The following is a 19,033-nucleotide window of genomic DNA, read 5'->3' on the forward strand; positions in this document are numbered from 1 at the left end:
GAGAACATCGATGAAGCCATTTTTCAGGCGATCAGGCCTGGTGGGTCTGTTGGGGGCAACGGCTCTGGCAGCGGGCCAGGCGCAGGCAGCGGCAACCATTCTTTTGTGGCCCATCGATCCGTGGCTTTCGGCAGAGGCCAGAGCAACTGAATTGTGGATCCAGAATCAGGGCAACAGCGCCACGACAATGCAGATACGCATTGTGCGCTGGAAACAGGAGGGCGGATATGAGCGTTACACCGCCCAGCAGGATGTGGTCGCCAGCCCGCCGATCGTGACTATCGCTAAAGGCAGTAAACAGCTTATTCGCCTGATCAAGCAGGGGACGATCCCGTCGGGGGTTGAGCAGGCCTACCGCATTATTGTGGATGAAATTCCCCAGCCGGATGCCAAAGCGGAACCGTCCATGGGCCTCAAACTGCAAATGCGCTATTCGATTCCTTTATTTGTTTATGGGCAGGGGATCCCCACCCTCAACGAAGGGGCACACCACGCGCTGGCGAATACCCAACAGCTGAGCTGGCGGGTCGTTCAGGAGGGGGGGAAACCCGCGCTTCAGGTCCGTAATCAGGGGGATGTTCACGTCCGGCTCAGCCAGGTTGCGGTTGAGCAGGGCGGGCAAAAACGCACGGTTGCCGAGGGGCTGCTGGGTTATGTGCTGCCAGGCAGCACCCGAAGCTGGCCGCTTCCGGCAGGGATTTATCAGCCGAACCGGATGAGCGCGCAAATTAATGCCAGGGATACGCAATGGCAATCGACGCCCGTCAACTGAAACCGGCGATGATGATCCTGCTTTGCGTCAGTACCAGCGCCTTTGCCGAAACCGGCGACGACAGTTTACCGCCGCCGCCGGATGCACGGACGATGAACGGCGAAGCAGTATTCCAGCTCGCCCTGGTGCTGAACCACTATGACACGGGTCTGGTGGTGCCGGTGACGCAGCGCGAGGGTGCCTGGTTTATTTCGGGCGCGGATTTGCTCCGCGCCGGGCTGCCGCCCGCGCATGTGCCTGCCGGAGAGGTGAATCTCTCGACGCTTACGTCGGTACGCGCAGAGTACGACAGCACGGCCCAGCGTCTGTTGCTGACGGTCCCCCGGGACTGGGTCGCCGCGCGGATCACGCCGTTCAGCGAACAGAACACGCATAGCAAGCCGCACTATGGCCGCGGCGCGTTGCTCAATTACGACGTTTATACCAACCATTCCGAGCACACGGGCGGCCAGGCGTCGGTCTGGCACGAGTTCCGCTATTTCAATGAGGATTATTCGTTTTCATCGACGGGTTACGCCCGGCAGAATTTCACCGGTAACAGCGGGCAGCAGGAAGGGTACGTGCGCTACGACTCAACGTTTCTGATCACCAACGAGGAAGATGCCACCACCTGGACCGTCGGGGACGTCATCAGCGATGCGCTGAGCTGGAGCACCAGCGTGCGCATGGGCGGGATCAGCTACGGGCGCGACTTCTCCCTGCGTCCTGATCTGGTGACCTGGCCGCTGCCGGCGTTTTCCGGCGAGGCGGCTGTCCCGACCTCGGTCGATCTCTTTATTAATGGCTACCGTTCCGGCTCCACCCGCCTTCAGCCGGGGCCGTTTACCCTCACCAATCTGCCGTATATCAACGGTGCCGGGGATGCGGTGCTGGTTACCACTGATGCGCTGGGTCGTCAGGTGAGTACCACGCTGCCGTTTTATGTCAGCAGCGATCTGCTTAAGCAGGGGTTAAGCGACGGCGCCGTGACGCTGGGCAGCCTGCGGCGTAACTACGGTATTGAGAATTTTGACTATGGCCCGGCGGCGGGCAGCGGATCGTATCGCTACGGGGTGACCGACTGGCTGACGCTGGAGGGGCATGCGGAAGGGGCGGAGTCGCTGGCGCTCGGCGGAGCGGGCACGGTGCTGAAGCTCGGGCGTTTTGGCGTGGTAAATACCTCGTGGACCCAAAGCCGCATGCGCGGCGATAGCGGCGGCCAGATAAACTGGGGCTATCAGTACAACACCAGCGAGTTTAGCGTAGCGACCCAGCATACCCGGCGCGACCGTGGCTTCGGCAACCTCGCCCTGTACGATCAGCCCACCGTTTATGATGAAAATGATAACCCCGTTGCCAGCCTGAGCCGCAATACCGACCAGTATTCCTTAACCTTTAACCTCGGCGGTTACGGCAATATCGGCGCGGCGTGGATCGGGGTTGAAAGTTTTGACAGCAAAAAAACTGAGCTGCTCAACCTCTCCTGGAGCCGTAATTTGTGGGGCTCAAGCAGTATTTATCTGGCTGCCAGCCGTGACCAGCAGCGGGGCGACTGGACGGTTGCGCTGTCGTTGCAGGTTCCCCTCGGCGAACGTGACAGCGCCGCCGTCACCTTTGAAAACACTCCTGACGCAGGCAGTACTCAACGCATTAACTACAACCACTCGATGCCTTCAGACGGCGGCTTTAGCTGGAACATGGCCTGGGCCAACCAGTCGCGGTCGAGTAACTATCAGCAGGCCACGCTCGGCTGGCGGAATAACAACGTGGAGCTACAGGGCGGCGGCTATGGTGAGAAGGGCATGATGACCTGGTGGGGCGAGGCGATGGGCTCTGTCGTGCTGATGGACGGTGAGCTGTTTGCGGCGAACAAAATCAACGATGCGTTTGTGGTGATCAGCACCGATGGACATCCGGATGTTCCCGTCAGCTACGAAAACCAGCCGGTCGGAAAAACCAATAACAAAGGCTATCTGCTGGTGAGCGGCGTTTCCGCCTATTACCCGGCAAGTTACCGCATTGATACCCTGAACTTACCCGCGGATACCCGGCTGAAAGAGACCGAGCGTCGGGTGGCGATTCGTCGGCATAACGGTTATCTGGTGGATTTCCCGATGGAGCAGGAGCGGGTTGCCAGCGTGATCCTGCACGATGCGCAGGGCAATGCGATCCCGGTAGGAAGCCAGGTCAGACGCGCGTCCCGCAGCAGCGCGGTTGTCGGCTACGACGGCCTCGCCTGGCTGGAAAACCTCAACGACGTGAATCCGCTCGAGGTTACCACCCCGGAGGGTAAACGCTGTACGGCAACGCTGACCGTTGGCGCAAACCCTGAACATAAGCTGCAAACCTACGGTCCGCTGACCTGTCGGGAGGCGCCGTGAGACGCCTGTTAATCGCGCTCCTGCTGCTGTGCTCCGGCGGCTGCTGGGCGGCCTGTACCGTCAGTACGGTGAATGCCTCGTTTGGCAGCGTCACCTCGTTCGCACTCAGCGGCACCGGGGAAGTGGAAACGACGGGCACGCTGGTGGTGACCTGCGATACCGTTCTCAACCTGTTAACCAACGACTCGGTGACGCTGAATTACACTTCGGCATCCGTCTTCGCGAATAGCCGGGCGACCATGAAGCGTACGGACAACGCGGCTATTACCGATGTCATCCCTGCGCGGCTGTGCGGGGCGTCCGGCTGCGGCGGAAACAGTGAAATACAAATCAGCAAAGCCTATACCTGGAGTGGAAACACGCTGCTCGGGCTGCTGGGTTCAAGGCGCTACAACATTCCCCTTTATTTCCGGACCGTAATGGGGCAGAACGTCACTGCCGGGCCGTACCAGGTGTTGTTAACGTTCAGCATTAACTACAACGTGTGCGCCGTTGGCGCGGTCGGAGCGTGCCTGACCCCGCAAACCGGCACGGCAACCACCTCGATCCTCCTCAACATGACCGTTACCAACGATTGCAGCACCATGACCACGCCGGACGTGAATTTTAACAGCGCGCCGCTGGTGCAAAATTTTCCCACCGTTTCACAGTCGGTTGCCGTAACCTGTACCAAAGGCAGCACCTACACCATAGGCATTAATAATGGGGCAAATGCCCTGAACAACGTGCGTCGTATGGTCAGCGGCAGCAACTTCATGAGTTACGACATCTACAAAGAGGCGACCAGCAACCGCTGGGGCAGCAGCGGCAGCGAGCGCTGGGCCAGCGCCAGCTCATCGCAGGTCAGTACGGACGGGCTTTTACGTACCTACAACTACACCGCCAAAGTTCTGACCAGCCAGGCCACGCCGCCTGCCGGAACCTACACCGACACGCTGATTGTCGACGTCGCATTCTGACTCCCGCGCTTTTCCCTTTCGCAAATGTAAAGTTCCTGTGGCCTGTGCCGATAACACCGTTAATAAATCTATGAGAAGGTGTTGTATGTTGAACCGTATCCGCGTTATCACAATGCTTATGATGGTGCTGGTCATTTTCGCACTTCTTCAGCTTACTTCTGGCGGCCTCTTTTTCTCGTCGTTAAAACAGAACCAGGACAGCTTCGCGGCCTCGAACGATTTGCGAATGCAGCAAAGCGAACTGACCACGACCTGGGATCTGATGTTGCAGACGCGTATCAACCTGAGCCGCTCGTCTGCCCGCATGATGATGGACCCAAATAACCAGCAGAGCAGCGCAAAAACGGAACTGCTGAAGAATGCGCGCGCCACGCTGGCAGACGCGGCGAAACATTACGACGCCTTCAAAAAAATCGCCCCTCAGCCGGCAATGGCGCAGGCGAGCGCGAACATAGATGAAAAATATCAGGCCTACTTCGCCGGCCTCACGGAGCTGGTGCAGTTCCTGGAGAAGGGCAATATGGACGCCTATTTCGCGCAGCCGACCCAGGGAATGCAGAACGCCCTCGGCGCGGCGCTCGGCGAGTACGCTAAAGCCAGCGGCGAGCTTTATCACTCCGCGTTCACGCAAAGCCAGAACGACTACCGTTTCGCTAAATGGCAGATGGCGGTTCTCGCCCTCGCGCTGGTCATCGTACTGGTGGCCGTGTGGTACGGCATTCGTCATATCCTTCTTAACCCGCTTGGCCGCGTCATTGCCCATATCCGTGATATTGGCCGGGGCGATCTCACGAAAACGCTGACTGTTTCTGGGCGCAATGAGATCACCGAGCTGGCAACCAGCGTCGACCATATGCAGCGTTCGCTGATTGATACCGTCGCCAACGTGCGCGAGGGGGCGGATGCCATCTATACCGGCACGAGTGAAATCGCGATGGGCAACAACGATCTTTCGTCCCGTACCGAACAGCAGGCATCCGCTCTGGAAGAGACGGCGGCCAGCATGGAGCAGCTCACCGCGACCGTGAAGCAGAATGCCGACAATGCCCGCCAGGCGTCGCAGCTTGCAGAGAGCGCGTCCGACACCGCCCAGCGCGGCGGTCGGGTGGTCGACGGCGTGGTGAAAACCATGCATGACATTGCCGACAGCTCGAAGAAAATCGCCGACATCATCAGCGTTATCGACGGCATCGCCTTCCAGACCAACATCCTGGCGCTGAACGCGGCCGTTGAAGCGGCGCGTGCGGGCGAGCAGGGGCGCGGGTTTGCCGTAGTCGCCGGCGAAGTGCGTAACCTCGCCAGCCGCAGCGCCAATGCGGCGAAAGAGATCAAAGCTCTGATTGAAGACTCTGTTTCACGCGTGGATACCGGCTCGGTGCTGGTGGAAAGTGCGGGTGAAACCATGAATGACATCGTGAATGCCGTGACGCGCGTGACGGACATCATGGGTGAAATCGCCTCTGCATCGGATGAGCAGAGTCGTGGTATTGACCAGGTCGCCCTGGCGGTATCGGAAATGGATCGTGTGACGCAGCAAAACGCCGCCCTGGTGCAGGAGTCCGCTGCCGCGGCCGCTGCGCTGGAGGACCAGGCGAGCCGCCTGAAAATGGCCGTCTCGGCGTTCCGTCTTACTTCAAAAACAACAAATACGGTCAGCTCGCGGTCGGTGTACGGCGAAGCAGCCCCGGCGCCCGTGACAGCACGTACGCGCGCAGCGGTGACCGGACAAGATGAAAACTGGGAAACATTTTGACTGACAATTAAACCGCGGCTGCTTGCCGCTTGATGGGAGCGTGGATGTTAAATCGTATTCGTATCTCGACCACACTGTTTTTGATTCTGATCCTGTGTGGGGTTTTGCAGGTTGGCAGTAACGGGTTGTCTTTCTGGGCGTTTCGCGATGGCTATCAGAATTTGCAGGAAGTTGAGACGAGTAATCAGCAGCGCTCCGCACTGGCACAAACGCGTGCCGTGCTGTTGCAGGCAAGCACTGCGCTGAACAAAGCAGGGACGTTAACCGCGCTGAGCTATCCGCCGGAGGATATTAAGGGGCTGATGGTTGTGGCCCGCAGCAGCCTGAAGCAGGCCGACGCGCAGTTTAAGGCTTTTACGGCGCAGGAGGCGGTCAGTGAGAAAGAGAAAGCGCTCAAAGTCGCCATGAAAAAGACCTTTGATGTGTGGTACGGCGATCTCGACCATCAGGCGACGTGGCTGGAGAACAACCAGCTTTCTGACTTCCTGACCGCGCCGGTGCAGGCGTCTCAGGCGGCGTTTGACGACAGCTTTAACGCATGGCAGCAGGATATTAACCAGTTTGTGGCGCGTGCCGGTGCGGACAGCCGTACCAGTTACCGCATGTCAGGGGTGATATTCCTGACTATGGTAATCCTGGCGGCCCTGCTGACCGGCGGCTCGCTGTGGTGGTCGCGCAAAATGATCGTCCAGCCGCTGGCCATCGTCAGCAGTCACTTCGACAGTATTGCGAAGGGCGACCTGGCGCGTCCGGTGGCCGTGTATGGCAGGAATGAAATATCAGCGATTTTCGCCAGCCTGAAGGCGATGCAGAGTTCGCTGCGGGAAACGGTAAGCAACGTTCGCCAGGGCAGTTACGCCATGCATACCGGGATCTCCGAGATTGCGGCAGGCAATAACGACCTCTCTTCCCGCACTGAACAGCAGGCGGCATCGCTGGCGCAGACGGCGGCCAGCATGGAGCAGCTGACCGCGACGGTAAGCCAGAACGCCGATAACGCGCGTCAGGCGTCCGACTTGTCAAAACAGGCAGCGATGACGGCGAAACGTGGGGGCGATCAGGCTTCTCACGTTGCCAGCACGATGCAGGAGATTGCCGCCAGCTCGCAGAAAATTGGCGACATTATCAGCGTTATCGACGGTATCGCGTTCCAGACCAATATTCTGGCGCTGAACGCGGCGGTGGAAGCGGCGCGTGCCGGCGAGCAGGGGCGCGGGTTCGCGGTGGTTGCCGGTGAAGTCCGAAACCTCGCCAGCCGCAGCGCCAATGCGGCGAAAGAGATCAAAGGGCTGATAGAAGAGTCGGTCTCCCGCGTACAGCAGGGCTCCGCGCTGGTGGATACCGCCGCGCAGACCATGCACGAGATAGTCACCTCCGTGACGCGGGTTAACGACATTATGGGCGAGATTGCCTCGGCGTCTGATGAACAACGCCGTGGTATTGAGCAGGTGGCGCAGGCCGTTACACAGATGGATCAGGTTACGCAGCAGAACGCCTCACTGGTGGAAGAGGCGGCGGCTGCGACCGATCAGCTGGCAAACCATGCGGATCACCTTACCGGGTTAGTCGCCGTATTTAATGTGAAAGAGCACGTTGAAGCAGTAACAGAAGTCGGACGGTCACAGGCCGTGCCCGTTGTATCCTGAATGTGATTGAGAAGGCGCTATGACATCACCCATGCCCTCAGGGCAAACGTCATTATTGTTGCAGATGACACAGCGCCTCGCGCTGTCCGACGCGCATTTTCGTCGGATATGTCAGTTAATCTACCAGCGTGCGGGGATCGTGCTTGCGGACCATAAGCGAGACATGGTCTACAACCGGCTGGTGCGGCGCTTGCGCACGCTGGGGCTGGACGATTTTGGCCGCTATCTGAGCATGCTCGAAGCGAACCAGAACAGCGCCGAATGGCAGGCATTTATCAACTCATTAACCACCAACCTGACCGCGTTTTTCCGCGAGGCGCATCACTTCCCGGTGCTGGCGGAACACGCCCGCCGCCGTGGCGGAGAGTATCGCGTCTGGAGCGCGGCGGCCTCTACCGGGGAAGAGCCGTACTCGCTGGCCATCACCCTGGCGGACACCCTGGGCATGGCGCCGGGTCGCTGGAAAGTGTACGCCAGCGACATCGACACGGAAGTGCTGGAAAAAGCCCGTAACGGCGTTTATCGCCAGGATGAGCTGAAAACGCTGTCTCCCCAGCAGCTACAGCGTTACTTCATGCGCGGTACCGGCCCGCATGAAGGACTGGTGCGCGTACGCCAGGAGCTGGCGAACTGCGTGGAATTTGCCCCCGTTAATTTACTGGATAAGCAGTACAACGTGCCGGGGCCATTCGACGCCATTTTTTGTCGTAACGTGATGATCTATTTTGATAAAACGACGCAGCAGGACATTTTGCGTCGCTTTGTTCCGTTGCTCAAGCCTGACGGTTTACTGTTTGCCGGGCACTCGGAAAACTTCAGCAACCTCGTGCGTGAGTTTAGCCTGCGTGGGCAAACGGTATATGCGCTGAGTAAGGAAAAAGCATGAGTAAAATCAGGGTATTGTCTGTCGATGATTCGGCGCTGATGCGTCAGATCATGACCGAAATCATCAATAGCCACAGCGATATGGAGATGGTGGCGACAGCGCCCGATCCGCTGGTCGCGCGGGATTTAATCAAAAAATATAACCCCGACGTGCTGACGCTGGATGTTGAAATGCCGCGCATGGATGGCATCGATTTCCTGGAAAAATTAATGCGCCTGCGCCCGATGCCGGTGGTGATGGTGTCATCTCTGACCGGTAAGGGTTCAGAAATCACCCTGCGCGCGCTGGAGCTGGGGGCGGTGGATTTTGTCACCAAGCCGCAGCTCGGCATTCGCGAGGGGATGCTGGCGTACAGCGAGATGATCGCCGAGAAGATCCGCACCGCGTCCCGGGCGAAGCTTGCCGCGCATAAACCGACGGCAGCCCCGGCAACCCTGAAGGCGGGGCCGTTACTCAGCTCGGAAAAGTTGCTGGTGATTGGCGCGTCAACCGGAGGAACAGAGGCAATTCGCCATGTACTCCAGCCATTGCCGCTCTCAAGCCCGGGTATTCTGATTACGCAACATATGCCGCCGGGCTTTACCCGCTCGTTCGCGGAGCGCCTGAATAAGCTGTGCCAGATCAGCGTGAAAGAGGCGGAAGACGGCGAGCGCGTGCTGCCGGGTCACGCCTATATCGCCCCGGGTGACAAGCACATGGAGCTGGCGCGCAGCGGGGCGAACTATCAAATCAAAATTCATGACGGACCGCCGGTTAACCGGCACCGTCCGTCGGTGGATGTGCTGTTTCATTCGGTGGCGAAACATGCGGGGCGCAACGCCGTTGGGGTGATCCTGACGGGGATGGGTAACGACGGCGCCGCCGGAATGCTTGCGATGCACCAGGCTGGCGCCTGGACGATTGCGCAGAATGAAGCAAGTTGTGTGGTGTTCGGCATGCCGCGCGAGGCCATCAATATGGGTGGCGTAAGCGAAGTGGTCGATCTTAGCCAGGTAAGCCAGCAGATGCTGGCGAAAATCAGTGCCGGACAGGCAATACGTATTTGACTCAGGAGTATTATTTTATGGCGGATAAAGAGCTTAAGTTTTTGGTTGTGGATGACTTTTCCACCATGCGTCGCATTGTGCGCAACCTGCTGAAAGAGCTGGGCTTCAACAATGTTGAAGAAGCAGAAGACGGGGTGGATGCGCTGAACAAGCTCCAGGCTGGCGGGTTTGGTTTTGTGATTTCCGACTGGAACATGCCGAACATGGACGGTCTCGAACTGCTGAAAACCATCCGCGCGGATGCAGGTATGGCCTCTCTGCCGGTACTGATGGTAACCGCAGAAGCGAAGAAAGAGAACATTATTGCCGCTGCACAGGCGGGCGCAAGCGGCTACGTGGTGAAGCCATTCACCGCGGCGACTCTGGAAGAGAAGCTCGGGAAGATCTTCGAGAAACTCGGCATGTGAGGTGATGGATATGTTGCAACCTGCTATGAAACCCGTTGAAGAACATTCGCCGAGCGACATTATTGCCCGCATTGGTAGCCTGACCCGCATGCTGCGCGACAGCCTGCGTGAGCTGGGGCTGGACCAGGCTATCGCCGAAGCGGCGGAAGCCATCCCTGACGCGCGCGACCGTCTGGACTACGTCGTGCAGATGACCGCGCAGGCGGCCGAGCGTGCGCTGAACAGCGTTGAAGCCTCGCAGCCGCACCAGGATGCCATGGAGAAGGGTGCGAAAGCGCTGAGCAAACGCTGGGATGAGTGGTTTGAGAACCCTATTGAGCTGGCGGATGCCCGCGAACTGGTAACGGATACCCGTCAGTACCTGGGTGACGTGCCGGGCCACACCAGCTTCACTAACGCCCAGCTGCTGGACATCATGATGGCGCAGGATTTCCAGGACCTTACCGGCCAGGTGATCAAGCGCATGATGGATGTGATTCAGGAGATTGAACGTCAGCTGCTGATGGTGCTGCTGGAGAACATTCCGGAACCGGCTGCCCGTCCGAAACGCGAGAACGAAAGCCTGCTCAATGGTCCACAGCTTGACACCAGCAAAGCGGGCGTGGTGGCAAGCCAGGATCAGGTGGACGATCTGCTGGATAGCCTTGGTTTCTGATTGCCCGTTCTGCCTCAGGTCGTTAACGCGGCCTGAGGCAGCTCAGAACAAAAACAGCGAAAAGAGCCCGAATAAACGGGCTTTTCCCGCCATTGGATTTTCTCTGCGCTGGCATGATACCCGTGAATTAATGGGCTGCGAGCAGGCACAGTGGCAGAAGAGAACGACGACAAAACAGAAGCCCCCACACCCCACCGACTTGAAAAAGCCCGTGAGGATGGGCAGATCCCCCGATCCCGAGAGCTGACATCCCTGCTGATCCTGGTGGTGGGCGTCTGCATAATCTGGTGGGGCGGGGAGATGCTCGCCCGCAGACTGGCGGGAATGCTCTCTGCTGGCTTACGTTTTGATCACAGCATGGTCAATGACCCCAATCTGATCCTCATTCAAATCATCAACCTTGTGAAAAGCGCGATGATCGCCTTGCTGCCGCTGATCGCGGGCGTGGTCATCGTGGCCCTTGTTTCGCCGGTCATGCTCGGTGGCCTGGTGTTCAGCGGTAAATCGCTGCAACCGAAATTCTCCAAGCTCAACCCGCTACCCGGTATTGCGAAAATGTTCTCCGCGCAAACCGGGGCTGAGCTTCTTAAAGCGATCCTGAAATCGCTTCTTATGGGCAGTACAGCCGGGTTTTTTCTGTGGCACCACTGGCCGGAGATGATGCGCCTGATCAGCGAGTCACCGATGACGGCGATGAAAAATGCCCTGAACCTGGTCGGGTTATGCTCGCTGCTGGTGGTACTCAGCATTATTCCGATGGTGGCGTTCGACGTTATCTTCCAGATCTATTCCCATATCAAAAAGCTGCGAATGTCGCGTCAGGACATCCGCGATGAATATAAACAGATGGAAGGCGACCCCCACGTTAAGGGCCGTATCCGGCAGATGCAGCGTGCCGCCGCGCGTCGGCGCATGATGGAAGATGTGCCGAAAGCCGACGTCATCGTCACCAACCCGACCCACTACTCCGTGGCGCTTCAGTACGACGAAAACAAAATGAGCGCGCCGAAAGTGGTGGCGAAAGGGGCCGGGCTGATTGCGCTGCGCATTCGTGAAATCGCGACGGAAAACCGCGTACCGATCCTGGAAGCACCGCCGCTGGCCCGTGCGCTGTATCGCCACGCGGAAATTGGACAACAGATCCCGGGCCAGCTCTACGCCGCTGTCGCAGAGGTGCTGGCCTGGGTGTGGCAACTGAAACGCTGGCGTTTAGCGGGCGGTCAACGACCTGTAAAACCTGAGAACCTTCCGGTGCCTGAAGCACTGGATTTTTTGAACGAGAAGGACACTGATGGCTAATCTGGTGGCAATGTTGCGCCTGCCCGGCAACCTGAAATCGACGCAATGGCAGATCCTTGCCGGACCGATTCTGATCCTGCTAATTCTGTCGATGATGGTGCTGCCGTTACCGGCATTTATTCTCGACCTGCTTTTCACCTTCAACATTGCGTTGTCCATCATGGTGTTGCTGGTGGCGATGTTCACCCAGCGCACGCTGGAGTTCGCCGCGTTTCCAACGATCCTGCTGTTCACCACGCTGCTGCGTCTGGCGCTGAACGTTGCCTCCACGCGTATCATCCTGATGGAAGGGCACACCGGCGCGGCGGCGGCGGGCAAGGTGGTCGAAGCCTTCGGTCACTTCCTGGTGGGCGGCAACTTCGCCATCGGTATCGTGGTGTTCGTCATTCTGGTGATTATCAACTTCATGGTTATCACTAAAGGGGCGGGGCGTATCGCAGAAGTGGGCGCGCGCTTCGTGCTCGACGGTATGCCGGGTAAGCAGATGGCCATCGACGCCGACCTGAATGCCGGGCTGATCGCGGAAGATGAAGCAAAAAAACGCCGTGCCGAAGTGACCCAGGAGGCAGATTTCTACGGCTCCATGGACGGTGCGAGTAAGTTTGTGCGCGGTGACGCCATCGCGGGCATTCTGATCATGGTGATTAACGTCGTCGGCGGCCTGCTCGTCGGCGTGCTGCAACACGGCATGGACATGGGCCACGCAGCGGAAAGCTATACGCTGCTGACCATTGGTGATGGTCTGGTGGCGCAGATCCCGGCGCTGGTGATCTCCACCGCGGCGGGTGTGATTGTGACCCGCGTCAGCACCGATCAGGATGTAGGCGAGCAGATGGTGGGGCAGTTGTTCAGCAACCCGCGCGTTATGCTGCTCTCCGCGGCGGTACTGGGCCTGCTCGGTATGGTGCCTGGCATGCCAAACCTGGTATTCCTGCTGTTTACTGCCGCGCTGCTGGGCCTTGCCTGGTGGATGCGTGGCCGTGAAACGCAGCCTAAGGCAGAGCCAGCGCCGGTCAAAATGCCTGAGAACACCCAGGCGGTGGAGGCCACCTGGAACGACGTTCAGCTCGAAGATTCGCTGGGGATGGAAGTGGGGTACCGCCTGATCCCGATGGTGGATTTCCAGCAGGATGGTGAACTGCTTGGCCGTATCCGCAGCATTCGTAAAAAATTCGCCCAGGATATGGGCTTCCTGCCGCCGGTGGTCCACATCCGGGACAACATGGATCTCCCGCCCGCGCGCTATCGCATCCTGATGAAAGGGGTAGAAATCGGCAGCGGTGATGCGTACCCCGGCCGCTGGCTGGCAATTAACCCGGGCACGGCCGCAGGCACGTTGCCGGGTGAGCAGACGACCGACCCGGCCTTTGGTCTGGCGGCAATCTGGATTGAGAGCGCTCTGAAAGAGCAGGCGCAGATCCAGGGTTACACGGTTGTTGAGGCCAGTACCGTGGTGGCGACGCACCTCAACCATCTGATTGGCCAGTTCTCTGCGGAACTGTTTGGTCGTCAGGAGGCGCAGCAGCTGCTCGACCGCGTAACGCAGGAGATGCCGAAACTGACCGAAGATTTAGTGCCGGGCGTGCTGACCTTAACCACCCTGCATAAAGTGCTGCAAAACCTGCTCGACGAGAAGGTGCCCATTCGCGATATGCGTACCATCCTTGAGACGCTGGCCGAACATGCGCCGCTGCAAAGCGATCCGCACGAACTGACGGCGGTGGTACGCGTGGCGCTCGGACGCGCCATTACCCAGCAATGGTTCCCGGGAACCGGCGAAGTGCAGGTCATTGGCCTGGATACGCCGCTGGAACGGCTGCTGCTTCAGGCGTTGCAGGGCGGTGGCGGGCTGGAGCCGGGTCTGGCGGACAGATTACTGGCGCAAACCCAGGAGGCGCTGGCGCGTCAGGAGATGCTGGGCGCGCCGCCGGTGCTGCTGGTGAATCATGCGCTGCGTCCGCTGCTGTCGCGCTTCCTGCGCCGGAGCCTGAACCAGCTGGTGGTGCTGTCGAATATGGAGCTGTCCGATAACCGCAATATTCGCATGACGGCGACCATAGGAGGGAAATAATGCGGAAGTGGCTGTGGATCTTACTTTTCCCGCTGGCGGCGCAGGCCGCAGGCGAGGGGGCATGGCAGGCCAGCAGTATAGGCTTAACGCTCAACCATCGCGGGGAGTCGATCTCCTCCCGTCCGTTGTCCGCCTCTGAGCCCGTGTCCGGGCAGATGACGCTGGTGGCCTGGAATTACACCCTGACGGGACCCACACCAGCCGGGTTGCGAGTGCGGCTGTGCTCGCTGACCCGCTGCGCGGAAATCGAGGGACAAAGTGGCACCACCCAGGCCTTCAACGGGGTGTCTGCTCAGGAGCCTTTACGCTTTATCTGGGAAGTGCCAGGCGGTGGACGTCTGATCCCGGCGCTGAAAGTTCAGCGCAACGAGGTGCTCGTCAACTACCGCTAACTGCCTGCCTTTTCACCAGTCTTCAGGCATTTCTGAAGGCTGGCTCGCAAAATTGACCTTCCCTTTTGATACAAAAGAAACGCCGTTTTATAAATCAGTGACACGCGTATTGACACTCTTTGCATTTTTGCCATTCACCCCTTTGTGATGGCAGAAACAGAAAGGTATCAACAGGTCGATACTTTTACTGTAGCCGTGTAAAAACTCCCGGACGAGGTTTGCTTACAGGGAGTCTCCCAAAACTGATTAGGGTTGACGGCAATGAAAACACGTAAAATTGGACTCGCAAATTATCTTGCTTACGGGTCAGGGGACTTCCTCGGGGCGGGAACCACCGCCCTGACGGCCGCCTGGCTTTTGTATTTTTATACCACCTTCTGTGGACTCACACCGATTGAAGCAACCTTTATCTTCGCCGCCGCAAGGGTGCTGGATGCGGTTGTCAGCCCGTTAATGGGCTTTTTAACCGATAACTTTGGCACCACCTGGCTGGGCAAGCGTTTTGGCCGTCGTAAGTTCTTCATCCTGCTCGGTATTCCCTGCGTTTTCAGCTACTCGCTGATGTGGGTAGGGGACATGAGTTTCTGGTACTACCTGCTGACCTATCTGATCTTTGATATCGTCTACACCATGATCCTGGTGCCATACGAAACGCTGGTGCCGGAGATGACGGACGATTTCAAACAGAAAACCAAATTCTCCGGGGCGCGTATCTCTATGGCGCAGATGTCCGCTATTCTGGCTTCCTTCCTCCCGGGGATCCTGCTCACGCATTTCGGCAAAGACAACGCGATCTCCTTCTTCTATGCAAGCCTGGTCTTCTCCGTACTCTGCGCACTGATGCTTACGTTCGTCTGGTTCTTTACCTGGGAGCGCCCGCGGGAAGAGTGGTCTGAAGCGGCCCTGCGTGCTGAAGAAGAGAAGAAAAAGCTGACCCTTGGGCAGAGCCTGAATCGCCTTTTTGTTGAAATAAGTTCGACGCTGCGTATCAAGATTTTCCGCCAGCATCTGGGGATGTACCTTGGCGGCTACATCGCACAGGACGTCTTTAATGCCGTGTTTACCTATTACGTGGTATTTGTGCTGATGCAGGAGGCGTCAATGGCGTCCAACCTGCTGGGCACGATGGCCATCTTCCAGTTCCTCGCCGTGATCGGCATGATCCCGCTGTGCATTCGCTTCGGACCTGCGCCGTCTTACCGCATGGTGGTCGTGCTGTTTGGCCTGGCCTCGCTCTCTTACGCGGTGCTTTATTACGCGGGCCTGAGCGACGTTTACGCTCTGCTGCTGCTGATCTCTGCGGTTGCCGGTCTTGGTCGCGGGGGGATCAACTACGTACCGTGGAATACCTACACCTACATTGCTGACGTGGACGAAGTGATCACCGGTCAGCGTCGCGAAGGGATCTTCGCGGGCATCATGACGCTGACCCGTAAAGCGTCCCAGGCCGGTGCGGTAATGCTGGTGGGGATCGTGATGCAGATGTCTGGCTTTGTCAGCGGTCAAAAAGTGCAGCCTGCGGAAGTGAGCCACACTATCCTGATGATCCTGAGCGTCGGCACCATTCTGGTACTGTTCTGCGGCTTCCTGGTCTCCCTGCGCTTCAAACTCAATTTGCAGACCCACAGCACCCTGCGTGAAGAGACCGCGAAAATGCGCGAGTCCGGCCATGCGATGCCGGAGGCGGCGACCCCGCAGGCCCGCGCCACCGTGGAGATGCTGGCCGGTATGCCGTATGAATCCCTGTGGGGCAACAACAATATCGGTTATCTGAATCGCAATAAGCCGGCGGCCCCTTCGCTGAAGGATCGCGCGGTACTGAATTCGACATACAACAGAGGTTAAGATGATGAAAGTTTGGCCTGTCAAACATAGCCCGTTACTGCGTCAGCCTGAGCGCTTTATCGCCAGGGATGAGCTGAAATCGCTGATTCAAAAGGTGACGCATAACCTGGTCAATATCCACGACAAAACGGGTGAGTTTTTACTGCGGCTGGACGACGGGCGCGTGATCGACACCAAAGGCTGGGCCGGATGGGAATGGACCCACGGCGTCGGTTTATACGGTATCTGGCAGTATTACTGCCAGACCGGTGACGAGGGCATGCGCGAGATTATCGACAGCTGGTTTACTGACCGTTTCGCTGAAGGCGCAACCACCAAAAACGTGAATACCATGTCGCCGTTCCTGACGCTGGCGTATCGCTACGAAGAGACCAAAAACCCGGCCTGGCTGCCGTGGCTGGAAAGCTGGGCGGAATGGGCGATGAATGAGATGCCGCGCACCGAACATGGTGGCATGCAGCACATCACCCTGGCGGAAGAGAACCATCAGCAAATGTGGGATGACACGCTGATGATGACGGTGCTGCCGCTGGCGAAAATCGGCAAGCTGCTGAACAAGCCGGAGTACGTCGAGGAGGCGATCTATCAGTTCCTGCTCCACGTACAGAACCTGATGGATCGGGAGACGGGGCTGTGGTTCCACGGCTGGAATTACGACGGCAATCACAACTTTGCCCGGGCCCGCTGGGCGCGCGGCAACAGCTGGCTGACCATCGTGATCCCGGATTTCCTCGAGCTGGTGGATCTGCCGGAAAACAACGCCGTTCGTCGCTATCTGGTGCAGATACTGAACGCGCAGATCGCCGCACTGGCAAAATGTCAGGACGAGAGTGGCTTGTGGCATACGCTGCTGGACGATCCTGAATCTTATCTGGAGGCGTCGGCCACGGCAGGGTTTGCCTACGGCATTCTGAAAGCCGTGCGCAAGCGTTATGTCGGCGCAGAGTACGCAGAGGTGGCGGAGAAAGCGATTCGCGGTATCGTGAAAAACATCTCGCCGGAAGGGGAGCTGCTGCAAACCTCGTTCGGGACCGGGATGGGAAGCGATCTTGAGTTTTATCGCCAGATACCGCTCACGTCGATGCCGTACGGGCAGGCGATGGCGATACTGTGCCTGACGGAGTATTTGCGGAAGTATTTCTGATAATAAAAAACCCGGCGCTTGCCGGGTTTATTTTTTACATACGCTCTACGGTTTCGATACCCAGAGTGTCCAGACCGAGCTTCAGGGTCTTCGCCGTCAGCTGCGCGAGCTTCAGGCGGCTGTGGCGCACCACTTCGCTCTCGGCAGAGAGGATAGGGCAGTGTTCGTAGAAGCCAGAGAACAGACCGGCCAGATCGTACAGGTAAGCACACATAACGTGCGGCGTACCGTCACGCGCGACCACGGAGAGCGTCTCTTCGAACTGAAGCAGGCGGGCAGCCAGCTGTGCTTCACGGTCTTCGGTAATAGACACCGTAGCATTCGCCAGCACGCTTTCGTCGATATTGGCTTTACGGAAGACGGAGAGTACGCGGGTATAAGCGTACTGCATGTATGGCGCCGTGTTGCCTTCAAACGCCAGCATGTTGTCCCAGTCGAAGATATAGTCGGTGGTACGGTTCTTGGAGAGATCCGCGTATTTCACCGCGCCAATTCCCACCGCGTTAGCAAGTTTCTCCAGCTCGTCAGCAGGCATGTCCGGGTTCTTCTCGGCCACCAGGCGACGCGCGCGTTCCAGCGCTTCATCCAGCAGATCGGAAAGCTTCACGGTGCCGCCCGCACGGGTTTTGAACGGCTTACCGTCTTTACCCAGCATCATGCCGAACATGTGATGTTCCAGCGGCACGGAATCCGGCACATAACCCGCTTTACGCACGATAGTCCACGCCTGCATCAGATGCTGGTGCTGACGGGAGTCGATGTAATACAGCACGCGGTCCGCATGCAGGGTTTCGTAACGGTATTTCGCACAGGCGATGTCGGTGGTGGTGTAAAGATAGCCGCCATCCTTTTTCTGGACGATCACGCCCATCGGTTCGCCTTCCTTGTTTTTATACTCATCAAGGAACACCACCGTTGCGCCTTCGCTTTCCACCGCCAGATTTTTAGCTTTCAGGTCCGCCACAATGCCTGGCAGCATCGGGTTATACAGGCTTTCACCCATCACGTCGTCACGGGTCAGGGTCACGTTCAGACGATTATAGGTAAGCTGGTTCTGGGACATGGTAATGTCCACCAGCTTGCGCCACATCTCGAGGAAGTACGGGTCGCCACCTTGAAGTTTCACCACGTAGCTGCGCGCGCGCTCGGCGAAGGCTTCGTCTTCGTCATAGTGCTTTTTGGCTTCACGGTAGAAACCTTCCAGGTCTGCCAGCGCCATTTCGCCTGCGTTTTCCTGCTGCTGTTTTTCCAGATACGCGATCAGCATGCCGAACTGCGTGCCCCAGTCGCCTACGTGGTTAGCGCGGATCACCTTGTGACCAAGGAACTCCAGGGTACGCACTGCCGCGTCACCGATGATGGTGGAGCGCAGGTGACCGACGTGCATCTCTTTCGCCACGTTTGGCGCGGAGTAGTCAACCACCACGGTCTGCGCTTCTGGCTGAGCCACGCCCAGACGGTCAGATTTCAGCGCCGCGTCAACGTGGCTTGCCAGGAACGCAGGCTCAAGGAAAATGTTGATAAAGCCTGGACCGGCGATTTCGGTTTTGCTGGCGATGCCGGTGAGATCCAGATGCGTCAGTACCTGCTCAGCGAGCTGTCGCGGCGGCATGCCCAGTTTTTTAGCCACTGCCATCACGCCATTAGCCTGATAGTCGCCAAACTGTACTTTCGCTGACTGACGAACCTGTGGTTCGCAATCCGCAGGCGCACCTGCGGCAATCAGTGCCTGACTGACTTTTTCTGAGAGAAGAGCCTGAATATTCACCTGGATACCTTACGTTTTTGATGCGGGTAA

The 19,033-nt window shown here is 58.2% G+C and carries 15 protein-coding genes; 14 read left to right on the forward strand and 1 reads right to left on the reverse strand.

All coding sequences use genetic code 11. The annotated features are described in order from the left end of the window. Positions 1 to 10 precede the first annotated feature (10 nt). The 14 genes from ACOTX1_RS02690 (at position 11) to ACOTX1_RS02755 (ending at position 17,235) form a co-directional block, all read left to right on the forward strand. Positions 11 to 772: a fimbrial biogenesis chaperone gene (locus ACOTX1_RS02690; protein ID WP_022651454.1), complete on the forward strand. Its 762-nt coding sequence runs from the start codon at positions 11 to 13 to the stop codon at positions 770 to 772. Beyond that, complete coding sequence (locus tag ACOTX1_RS02695) at positions 748 to 3,132, forward strand: fimbria/pilus outer membrane usher protein (protein ID WP_023314357.1); 2,385 nt, start codon at positions 748 to 750, stop codon at positions 3,130 to 3,132. The genes ACOTX1_RS02690 and ACOTX1_RS02695 overlap by 25 nt, the downstream gene beginning before the upstream one ends. Further along, positions 3,129 to 4,091 (forward strand): Csu type fimbrial protein, encoded by a 963-nt coding sequence (locus ACOTX1_RS02700; protein WP_023314356.1) that lies wholly within the window; start codon positions 3,129 to 3,131, stop codon positions 4,089 to 4,091. The genes ACOTX1_RS02695 and ACOTX1_RS02700 overlap by 4 nt, the downstream gene beginning before the upstream one ends. An 85-nt stretch (positions 4,092 to 4,176) precedes the next feature. Continuing rightward, on the forward strand, positions 4,177 to 5,844 hold the full coding sequence (gene tar / locus ACOTX1_RS02705; protein ID WP_194303514.1) for a methyl-accepting chemotaxis protein II: 1,668 nt from the start codon (positions 4,177 to 4,179) through the stop codon (positions 5,842 to 5,844). 44 nt (positions 5,845 to 5,888) lie between these two features. Further along, positions 5,889 to 7,490 carry a methyl-accepting chemotaxis protein IV gene (gene tap / locus ACOTX1_RS02710; protein WP_003859711.1) on the forward strand — a complete coding sequence of 534 codons (1,602 nt, stop codon included), beginning with the start codon at positions 5,889 to 5,891 and terminating at the stop codon, positions 7,488 to 7,490. Between the two features lie 19 nt (positions 7,491 to 7,509). Then, positions 7,510 to 8,376 (forward strand): protein-glutamate O-methyltransferase CheR, encoded by an 867-nt coding sequence (gene cheR / locus ACOTX1_RS02715; protein WP_003859714.1) that lies wholly within the window; start codon positions 7,510 to 7,512, stop codon positions 8,374 to 8,376. Further along, a complete protein-coding gene (locus tag ACOTX1_RS02720) occupies positions 8,373 to 9,422 on the forward strand; it encodes a protein-glutamate methylesterase/protein-glutamine glutaminase (protein ID WP_003859716.1) in 1,050 nt (349 codons plus the stop codon). The genes cheR and ACOTX1_RS02720 overlap by 4 nt, the downstream gene beginning before the upstream one ends. A gap of 17 nt (positions 9,423 to 9,439) precedes the next feature. Beyond that, positions 9,440 to 9,829: a chemotaxis response regulator CheY gene (gene cheY, locus ACOTX1_RS02725; protein ID WP_000763862.1), complete on the forward strand. Its 390-nt coding sequence runs from the start codon at positions 9,440 to 9,442 to the stop codon at positions 9,827 to 9,829. Positions 9,830 to 9,839: 10 nt separating this feature from the next. Further along, positions 9,840 to 10,484: a protein phosphatase CheZ gene (gene cheZ / locus ACOTX1_RS02730; RefSeq protein WP_003859718.1), complete on the forward strand. Its 645-nt coding sequence runs from the start codon at positions 9,840 to 9,842 to the stop codon at positions 10,482 to 10,484. Positions 10,485 to 10,634: 150 nt separating this feature from the next. Next, on the forward strand, positions 10,635 to 11,783 hold the full coding sequence (gene flhB, locus ACOTX1_RS02735) for a flagellar biosynthesis protein FlhB (protein WP_003859720.1): 1,149 nt from the start codon (positions 10,635 to 10,637) through the stop codon (positions 11,781 to 11,783). Continuing rightward, complete coding sequence (gene flhA / locus ACOTX1_RS02740; RefSeq protein WP_003859723.1) at positions 11,776 to 13,854, forward strand: flagellar biosynthesis protein FlhA; 2,079 nt, start codon at positions 11,776 to 11,778, stop codon at positions 13,852 to 13,854. The genes flhB and flhA overlap by 8 nt, the downstream gene beginning before the upstream one ends. Continuing rightward, positions 13,854 to 14,246: a flagellar protein FlhE gene (gene flhE / locus ACOTX1_RS02745; RefSeq protein ID WP_003859725.1), complete on the forward strand. Its 393-nt coding sequence runs from the start codon at positions 13,854 to 13,856 to the stop codon at positions 14,244 to 14,246. The genes flhA and flhE overlap by 1 nt, the downstream gene beginning before the upstream one ends. A gap of 261 nt (positions 14,247 to 14,507) precedes the next feature. Beyond that, on the forward strand, positions 14,508 to 16,091 hold the full coding sequence (locus tag ACOTX1_RS02750; RefSeq protein ID WP_045326557.1) for an MFS transporter: 1,584 nt from the start codon (positions 14,508 to 14,510) through the stop codon (positions 16,089 to 16,091). A gap of 4 nt (positions 16,092 to 16,095) precedes the next feature. Then, the gene (locus tag ACOTX1_RS02755; protein ID WP_032634560.1) at positions 16,096 to 17,235 is read left to right on the forward strand and encodes a glycoside hydrolase family 88/105 protein; all 1,140 of its coding nucleotides are present in this window, start codon (positions 16,096 to 16,098) and stop codon (positions 17,233 to 17,235) included. A 34-nt stretch (positions 17,236 to 17,269) separates the two neighbouring features. Here ACOTX1_RS02755 and argS read toward each other — a convergent pair whose 3' ends face one another. Continuing rightward, positions 17,270 to 19,003 carry an arginine--tRNA ligase gene (argS, locus tag ACOTX1_RS02760; RefSeq protein WP_023314352.1) on the reverse strand — a complete coding sequence of 578 codons (1,734 nt, stop codon included), beginning with the start codon at positions 19,001 to 19,003 and terminating at the stop codon, positions 17,270 to 17,272. Positions 19,004 to 19,033: the final 30 nt, after the last annotated feature.

Origin of the sequence: Enterobacter cloacae complex sp. IR5401 (assembly GCF_049238425.1) — a bacterium.
Classification (GTDB): domain Bacteria; phylum Pseudomonadota; class Gammaproteobacteria; order Enterobacterales; family Enterobacteriaceae; genus Enterobacter; species Enterobacter hormaechei_C.

Excerpts from the sequence above, each read along its gene's own strand:
- ACOTX1_RS02690 (WP_022651454.1), top strand. The coding sequence starts at position 11 with ATGAAGCCATTTTTCAGGCGATCAGGCCTGGTGGGTCTGTTGGGGGCA.
- ACOTX1_RS02695 (WP_023314357.1), top strand. The coding sequence starts at position 748 with ATGGCAATCGACGCCCGTCAACTGAAACCGGCGATGATGATCCTGCTT.
- tar (WP_194303514.1), top strand. The coding sequence starts at position 4,177 with ATGTTGAACCGTATCCGCGTTATCACAATGCTTATGATGGTGCTGGTC.
- tap (WP_003859711.1), top strand. The coding sequence starts at position 5,889 with ATGTTAAATCGTATTCGTATCTCGACCACACTGTTTTTGATTCTGATC.
- cheR (WP_003859714.1), top strand. The coding sequence starts at position 7,510 with ATGACATCACCCATGCCCTCAGGGCAAACGTCATTATTGTTGCAGATG.
- ACOTX1_RS02720 (WP_003859716.1), top strand. The coding sequence starts at position 8,373 with ATGAGTAAAATCAGGGTATTGTCTGTCGATGATTCGGCGCTGATGCGT.
- cheY (WP_000763862.1), top strand. The coding sequence starts at position 9,440 with ATGGCGGATAAAGAGCTTAAGTTTTTGGTTGTGGATGACTTTTCCACC.
- cheZ (WP_003859718.1), top strand. The coding sequence starts at position 9,840 with ATGTTGCAACCTGCTATGAAACCCGTTGAAGAACATTCGCCGAGCGAC.
- flhA (WP_003859723.1), top strand. The coding sequence starts at position 11,776 with ATGGCTAATCTGGTGGCAATGTTGCGCCTGCCCGGCAACCTGAAATCG.
- flhE (WP_003859725.1), top strand. The coding sequence starts at position 13,854 with ATGCGGAAGTGGCTGTGGATCTTACTTTTCCCGCTGGCGGCGCAGGCC.
- ACOTX1_RS02750 (WP_045326557.1), top strand. The coding sequence starts at position 14,508 with ATGAAAACACGTAAAATTGGACTCGCAAATTATCTTGCTTACGGGTCA.
- ACOTX1_RS02755 (WP_032634560.1), top strand. The coding sequence starts at position 16,096 with ATGAAAGTTTGGCCTGTCAAACATAGCCCGTTACTGCGTCAGCCTGAG.